Source organism: Ochrobactrum sp. PL_is501, assembly GCF_055816895.1.
This window is the reverse complement of record NZ_JBVPGR010000036.1, coordinates 527190-533640: the sequence shown is the minus strand read 5'-3', so window position 1 is coordinate 533640 and position 6451 is coordinate 527190. Positions and strand designations below refer to the sequence as shown.

Genomic DNA, 6451 nt, shown 5'->3' with positions numbered 1-6451 from the left:
TCAGAGGGAAAATACACCACGTCGCTTCGCGATATGACGAAAATGTCCCATCTTGGCGTCGCAAAACCTCAATGGGGGAACCACCCCATCTTCGGTTTCGCTCCTAAAGCTGAACCATTTTCGCTCATACCGAACCATGAGTTAATTCATCACTACAGCCTAGGGTTTCATTGATCTTGAAGGAGCGACCGGCATCGGTGCGGCTCCAGATGCGACGCAGCAAGGTGCTGAGAAGCTGCTGTTCGCCTGACGAGAGATCGCTCATCAGGCTTGCAATCCATGCGGTATGTTGTTCGAAAAGCTGTTGCGCCAGCAGCGAACCTTCGGGTGTCAGCCGGACAGCCAGCTTGCGGCGGTCCTCGCTATCCGCGTGGCGCTTGAGGAAACCGTCGCGCTCCAGCCCGTCCAGCAGGCCGGTGATGGTGGCGCGCGTCACGCCTGCACGTTCCGAAAGCTCGTGCGGCGAGAGGCCGTCGGGCGCATTGTGCAGCAGAAACAGCAGCACGAACTTGCCCTCCGAAAGCTTGTGCGGCGCCAGCCGGTTGGCGCAATCCCGGTCAATGGCCGCAGCAAGCGACAAGACTTCAAAGCAGGCTTTCAGCGCGTCGGTGGACGGGCTGTGCCGGCGTTCCATTTCACCCAGAAGGGCATGATGCTTTTGCTCGATAATTTCCATACGGCGGCATATAGTACGGTGCCATATTAAATGCAAGGGTTTTGATTGCCTGAGAAGGAAGAGTAGAAGGCTTGATGAATGGATTTATACGATTTATATATGGTTCGTATATAAAACGCTTACACTGGATATTGCCATGGGTATCGTAAAGATTGGCGACGAGCTGCACGAGGAATTGCGCAAGGCGAGCGACGTCATGTGCCGTTCGATCAATGCGCAGGCAGAATATTGGATGAAGATCGGCATGCTGGCGCAGGCGTATCCCGACCTGTCGTTCAACGAGATCGTGCAGATGCAGTTGCGCTCGGCACAGGTCGAGTTGCCGGTTCTGCCGGTTCTGGCAGTGCAGCAGCCGTCATGACCAAGACCCCGGCCGAAGTGGAAAAGATGGCGGCATCCGGCGCGCTGCTCGCCTCGGTTTTTGCCCTTCTCGACCGCACGCCGCTGGCGGGCATGACCACGATGCAAGTCAACGATCTGGTTGAGGATTATATCACCCGCGAATTGCAGGCGCGGCCTGCCAGCAAGGGGCAGTATGACTATCCTTATGTGCTGAACAGCTCGAAGAACGAGGTCGTCTGCCATGGCATGCCGTCGCATGACGAGATCATTCAAAACGGCGAGATCATCAATTTCGACATCACGCTGGAAAAGGACGGCTATATCGCCGATTCCAGCAAGACCTACATGGTCGGAGAAGTCGCGCCCTTTGCCTCGCGCCTCGTCCGGGTGACCTATGAGGCGCTGTGGAAGGGGATTGCCGCCGTGCGCCCCGGCGCGACCTTGGGCGATATCGGCCATGCCATCGAGCGCCACGCCAAGCGGCATGATTACAGCATCGTGCGGGAATATTGCGGTCATGGCATCGGTCGCGAGATGCATGAGGAACCGCAGGTTCTGCATTTCGGCAAGCCCGGCACCGGCGTTCGCCTGCGCGAAGGCATGGTGTTCACCATCGAGCCGATGCTCAATCAGGGAACGGCCAAGGTGAAGCAGGAAAAGGACGGCTGGACGGTGGTGACGCGCGACGGAAAACTGTCGGCGCAGTTCGAGCATACGGTGGCGGTCACCTCGAACGGCGTGCGGGTGCTGACCTTGCGTCCGGGCGAGGAAAAGATGCTGGCCAGCATCAAACATGCGGCCTGAATAAAGAAAAACGCCCTCCGACGGGGAGGGCGTTTTGCATTTTGGTTTCCCTGACCTTTCACCTTCGTGGTTCGAGGCTCATTTCCCCTTCGACGAGCTCAGGGTTCATTCGCACCTCACCATGAGGTGAAGGGCGGTAGCGCCCGCAGTAACCCTCATCCTGAGGTGCGAGCGAAGCGAGCCTCGAAGGACGAGGGTGCTTGGATCAGCCAATCAGGCTTATTTCCTGTCGCGCGCGGCGAGCGTGCGCAACCGCAACGCATTGAGCTTGATGAAGCCTGCCGCGTCCTTCTGGTCGTAGGCGCCCTGATCGTCTTCGAAGGTGACGAGCTTGTCGGAATAGAGCGACTTTTCCGATTCACGGCCGATCACCATCACATTGCCCTTGTAGAGCTTGAGCGTGACTTCGCCTTCGACATGGCGCTGGCTGTGATCGATTGCGGCCTGCAGCATTTCGCGTTCCGGCGAGAACCAGAAGCCGTAATAGATCAGCTCCGCATAGCGCGGCATCAGCTCGTCCTTCAGGTGCGCCGCACCGCGGTCGAGCGTGATCGATTCGATGGCGCGGTGCGCGGCAAGCAGGATCGTGCCGCCCGGCGTTTCGTAGACGCCGCGCGACTTCATGCCGACGAAGCGGTTTTCCACGAGGTCGAGACGGCCAATGCCATTGTCGCGGCCATAGTCGTTGAGCTTGGCAAGAAGGGTCGCAGGCGACAGGCGCTCGCCATTGATGGAAACGGCGTCACCCTTTTCAAAGCCGATCTTGATGATCGTTGCCTTGTCGGGCGCGGTTTCCGGCGAAATGGTGCGCATATGCACATATTCCGGCGCCTCGACAGCCGGATCTTCCAGAACCTTGCCCTCGGACGAGGAGTGCAGCAGGTTGGCGTCGACGGAGAACGGCGCTTCGCCCTTCTTGTCCTTGGCGACGGGGATCTGGTGCTGCTCGGCGAATTCGAGCAGGTGCGTGCGGCTCTTGAACGACCAGTCGCGCCATGGGGCGATGATCTTGATGTCCGGGTTCAGCGCATAGGCCGAAAGCTCGAAACGGACCTGGTCGTTGCCCTTGCCGGTCGCGCCATGCGCGATGGCGTCGGCGCCGGTCTTTTTGGCGATATCGATCAGGTGCTTGGAGATCAGCGGGCGGGCAATCGAGGTGCCGAGCAGGTAGACGCCTTCATAGACGGCATTGGCGCGGAACATCGGGAAGACGAAATCGCGCACGAATTCCTCGCGCACGTCCTCGATGAAGATTTCCTTGATGCCCAGCATTTCCGCTTTCTTGCGGGCCGGTTCAAGTTCCTCGCCCTGGCCGAGATCGGCGGTAAAGGTCACGACTTCCGCGCCCAGTTCCGTCTGAAGCCACTTCAGGATGATCGAGGTGTCGAGGCCGCCCGAATAGGCGAGAACGACTTTCTTAACGTCTTTCAGCTTGCTCATAGTTACTTCCGTCCAATGCGGTGCGGTTGAGGCTCTGGTGGAACCCAACTGATATATCCGCAAGTCTTTTATCAGTTGCCAAGCGCCGCGCAAGCCGAAGGGCTGCGACTTATCGCGAAAACTGATGCGGTATCATGTAGCCTGCGGTTCGCCCACCTCATAAACAACCAGATTGCGGTCGCCGATGCCAAGCTCGGGCCAGGCGGCCCGCCATTCGGCAATATGGGCGGAGGCAAAATGCCGGTTCAGCGAGGCGCGGTCGCGCCAGAACTCCTTGACGTGGATCAGGCCCGGTTCCAGCACGTCCTCGGCATAGCCATAGTCCACGCAGCCATCCTCCGCGCGGCTGGCCGCAATCATGGCCTGCATGGCCTTGCGCGCCCGGTCGAGGTTTTCCGGCGGCAGGCGGACGGTCCCCACGATCAGCAGCATTCCGGTCTCCATTCCGCTGTTCCCTTTGCCGGGAAATTATTCTAGCGTGCGCCATCTCTTGGAGCACATCTCGATGTCTTTTCTGACAAACCTGACCTTCATCCCTGAATGGACGATCTTTGTCCAGTTCGCGATTGCAACGGCGATCCTTTCCATCACCCCCGGCCCGGACATGACGCTGTTCGTCGGGCGCGCCCTTTCTGAAGGCAAGGCCGCGGGCTTTGCCTGCATGGCTGGCGCCAGCACCGGCATCGTCATTCACACCACCATGGTGGCGCTCGGCCTTTCGGCGCTGATCATCGCCTCGCCTGCGGCTTTCACGGCGCTCAAGATCGTGGGTGCGGGCTATCTGGTGTGGCTCGCGGTGCAGGCGATCCGCAAGGGATCGGCCTTCTCGCCGGAAAAGAATGGCGGCAAGAAGCATACGCTGTTCCAGAACTGGCTGACCGGGCTTGGCATCAATCTGCTCAACCCGAAGATCATCCTGTTCAACATGACCTTCCTGCCGCAATTTGTCTCCGCGCACGACCCGCATGCCATGGGCAAATTGTTCTTCCTCGGCCTGTCGTTCATTCCGATGGCGCTGCCCTTCACCATACCGATGGTGGTGGCGGCGGACCGCTTTGCCGGGCTTTTGAAAAAGAACCCGACCGTGACGCGCATCGTGGACTGGATGTTTGCGGGTGTATTTTCCGCCTTCGCGCTGAAGATCATCACAGCGCAGGCGAAGTAAAACGCTTACTCTGCCGGATGGGATAAAAGCCGTCCGGCCTTGCGGCCTGCGAGCAGCCAGTAGACGAAGCTGCCGACGACGCCGGCCCCTGCTATGGCGGCAATCCACAGCGAGCTTTCCGACACGCTGCGAGTGTCGCTGAAGGGAAGCGATGCGCTTGCGGCGGCAAGCCCGATCAGCGTGCCCGCGACGCAATAATAGAGCGACGACCTGTAACCGCGCGCTTCAGCCAGAACGATAAGGACGAGGGCGGGCACGAAGCTGAACCCGCCGGCCAGCATGGCAAGCGCGAACCCGCCGACGAAGACGGAGCTCCAGAAGCTGGTTGTGGCCCAATAGGTTCCGCCGTCTGAATCGACGGCTACCGTGGCGAACGAGATAAAATCATTCATGAGCGAATCGACGCCCAGGGTGCGGAAAAGGATGGCGGCCAGAAACCAGCCTGCCGCCAGCACAGCGCAGCAATAGCCGAATACCACGATGACGAAGCGCGTTATGTAGTCAAAAGTATCGTTCAAGCGCGCTCCCCCTCGGTTTATTCGCCGTGCCCTGCGATCATCATTGCTTCCAGCGCAAGGCGTTCGCTCTTGCGCAGGCGTTCGGATTCCGATTTCAGCTGGCCGCAGGCGGCGAGAATGTCGCGGCCGCGCGGCGTGCGGATCGGCGATGCGTAACCAGCCGCATTCACATAATCGGCAAATTTCTCGATCTGCTCCCAGTCCGAGCACTGGTAATTCGTGCCGGGCCATGGGTTGAACGGGATCAGGTTGATCTTGGCCGGAATGCCCTGCAACAGCTTCACCAGAAGCTTGGCATCCTCCAGGCTGTCATTGATGTCCTTCAGCATCACATATTCGAAGGTGATGCGCTTGGCATTGGACAGGCCCGGATATTCGCGGCAAGCCTTGATCAGCTGTTCCAGCGGATACTTCTTGTTGATCGGCACCAGAATGTCGCGCAATTCGTCGCGCACGGCATGCAGCGAAATGGCAAGCATGACGCCGATTTCGTCGCCGGTGCGATAGATTTCCGGCACGACGCCGGAGGTCGAAAGCGTGATGCGGCGCTTGGAAAGGGAGAGGCCGTCGCCATCGGAGGCGATCAGCAGGGCCTTCTTCACTTCCTCGAAATTATAGAGCGGCTCGCCCATGCCCATCATCACGATATTGGTGATCTTGCGGCCCTCGGCAGGCACCATGGCGCCATCGGGCGTGTCCTTGTCCGGAAAATCGCCAAGCCGGTCGCGGGCGGTCAAAAGCTGCGCCAGAATTTCTTCCGCAGTCAGGTTGCGCACCAGCTTCTGCGTGCCGGTGTGGCAGAAGGAGCAGGTGAGCGTGCAGCCGACCTGTGAGGAAATGCACAGCGTCCCGCGACCTTCCTCCGGAATATAGACGCTTTCGATTTCGACCGGACGGCCAGCACCGCGCGGCGGAAAGCGGAACAGCCACTTGCGGGTTCCGTCCTGCGAAATCTGTTCCTCGACCACTTCGGGGCGCTGAATAGTGAAATGCTGCGCCAGAAGGGCGCGCAGATCCTTGGAAATATTGCGCATGTCGGCGAAATCGGAAACGCCGCGCACATAAAGCCAGTGCCAGAGCTGGCTGATGCGCATTTTCGTCTGCCGTTCCGGCACGCCGACCTTGATCAGCGCTTCGGCCATTTCCTCGCGCAACATGCCGATCAGCGACGGCTTCGCCTCCAGGCTGGCGCGCGCATGGCGGGCAAGCTGGTCACGCGTATCATCAATGGTAAGGTCGAACGAAATGGACATCTGTTTTCAACTGTTGGAGACGAGCGCCTTGAGCGCCTCGATAAGCTTCGCCAGATAATCTGGCCCGAATTCATGGATAAATAGGGTCGGACAGCCGACATTGCGATCCTGATGCGCGCGCTAATAGCACACAATATCGCATTCGTCATCCCACACGAAATCCGGCCACACGAAATCCAGGCCACACGAAATCCAGGCTGCCATGCATGAAGGCAGCGCAAAAGAAAAAGCCGGACTTGAAGGCCCGGCTTTA

At 59.2% G+C, this 6451-nt stretch carries 8 protein-coding genes; 3 read left to right on the top strand and 5 right to left on the bottom strand.

The window, feature by feature from the left end; translation table 11 throughout:
- Positions 1 to 124: 124 nt before the first annotated feature.
- Positions 125 to 676: a MarR family winged helix-turn-helix transcriptional regulator gene (locus tag AC0TOF_RS15865; protein WP_473768960.1), complete on the bottom strand. Its 552-nt coding sequence runs from the start codon at positions 674 to 676 to the stop codon at positions 125 to 127.
- Between the two features lie 136 nt (positions 677 to 812).
- Between AC0TOF_RS15865 and AC0TOF_RS15860 the strand changes: the two genes are divergently transcribed.
- Positions 813 to 1037: a ParD-like family protein gene (locus AC0TOF_RS15860; protein ID WP_473768959.1), complete on the top strand. Its 225-nt coding sequence runs from the start codon at positions 813 to 815 to the stop codon at positions 1035 to 1037.
- Positions 1034 to 1822 carry a type I methionyl aminopeptidase gene (map, locus tag AC0TOF_RS15855; protein WP_122002991.1) on the top strand — a complete coding sequence of 263 codons (789 nt, stop codon included), beginning with the start codon at positions 1034 to 1036 and terminating at the stop codon, positions 1820 to 1822. The genes AC0TOF_RS15860 and map overlap by 4 nt, the downstream gene beginning before the upstream one ends.
- 219 nt (positions 1823 to 2041) lie before the next feature.
- On the opposite strand, the gene AC0TOF_RS15850 is transcribed toward map, so the two are convergent.
- Entirely contained in the window at positions 2042 to 3262 is a 1221-nt protein-coding gene (locus tag AC0TOF_RS15850; protein WP_122002992.1) for an argininosuccinate synthase, read from the bottom strand.
- Between the two features lie 132 nt (positions 3263 to 3394).
- Entirely contained in the window at positions 3395 to 3694 is a 300-nt protein-coding gene (locus tag AC0TOF_RS15845; RefSeq protein WP_473768958.1) for a putative quinol monooxygenase, read from the bottom strand.
- A gap of 73 nt (positions 3695 to 3767) precedes the next feature.
- Here AC0TOF_RS15845 and AC0TOF_RS15840 point away from each other — a divergent pair, with 73 nt between their 5' ends.
- Positions 3768 to 4427 carry a LysE family translocator gene (locus AC0TOF_RS15840; RefSeq protein WP_121981389.1) on the top strand — a complete coding sequence of 220 codons (660 nt, stop codon included), beginning with the start codon at positions 3768 to 3770 and terminating at the stop codon, positions 4425 to 4427.
- A gap of 5 nt (positions 4428 to 4432) precedes the next feature.
- Here AC0TOF_RS15840 and AC0TOF_RS15835 read toward each other — a convergent pair whose 3' ends face one another.
- Together AC0TOF_RS15835 and rlmN are read right to left on the bottom strand one after the other, a co-directional pair.
- Positions 4433 to 4945, bottom strand: a complete 513-nt coding sequence (locus AC0TOF_RS15835; RefSeq protein ID WP_473768957.1) for a hypothetical protein — start codon at positions 4943 to 4945, stop codon at positions 4433 to 4435.
- 17 nt (positions 4946 to 4962) lie between these two features.
- Entirely contained in the window at positions 4963 to 6198 is a 1236-nt protein-coding gene (gene rlmN / locus AC0TOF_RS15830; protein WP_473768956.1) for a dual-specificity RNA methyltransferase RlmN, read from the bottom strand.
- Positions 6199 to 6451 lie beyond the last annotated feature (253 nt).

Bases quoted from the DNA above. Each gene is read 5' to 3' on its own strand.
- AC0TOF_RS15850 (WP_122002992.1), bottom strand. From the start codon at position 3,262: ATGAGCAAGCTGAAAGACGTTAAGAAAGTCGTTCTCGCCTATTCGGGC.
- AC0TOF_RS15865 (WP_473768960.1), bottom strand. From the start codon at position 676: ATGGAAATTATCGAGCAAAAGCATCATGCCCTTCTGGGTGAAATGGAA.
- map (WP_122002991.1), top strand. From the start codon at position 1,034: ATGACCAAGACCCCGGCCGAAGTGGAAAAGATGGCGGCATCCGGCGCG.
- AC0TOF_RS15860 (WP_473768959.1), top strand. From the start codon at position 813: ATGGGTATCGTAAAGATTGGCGACGAGCTGCACGAGGAATTGCGCAAG.
- AC0TOF_RS15840 (WP_121981389.1), top strand. From the start codon at position 3,768: ATGTCTTTTCTGACAAACCTGACCTTCATCCCTGAATGGACGATCTTT.
- AC0TOF_RS15845 (WP_473768958.1), bottom strand. From the start codon at position 3,694: ATGCTGCTGATCGTGGGGACCGTCCGCCTGCCGCCGGAAAACCTCGAC.
- rlmN (WP_473768956.1), bottom strand. From the start codon at position 6,198: ATGTCCATTTCGTTCGACCTTACCATTGATGATACGCGTGACCAGCTT.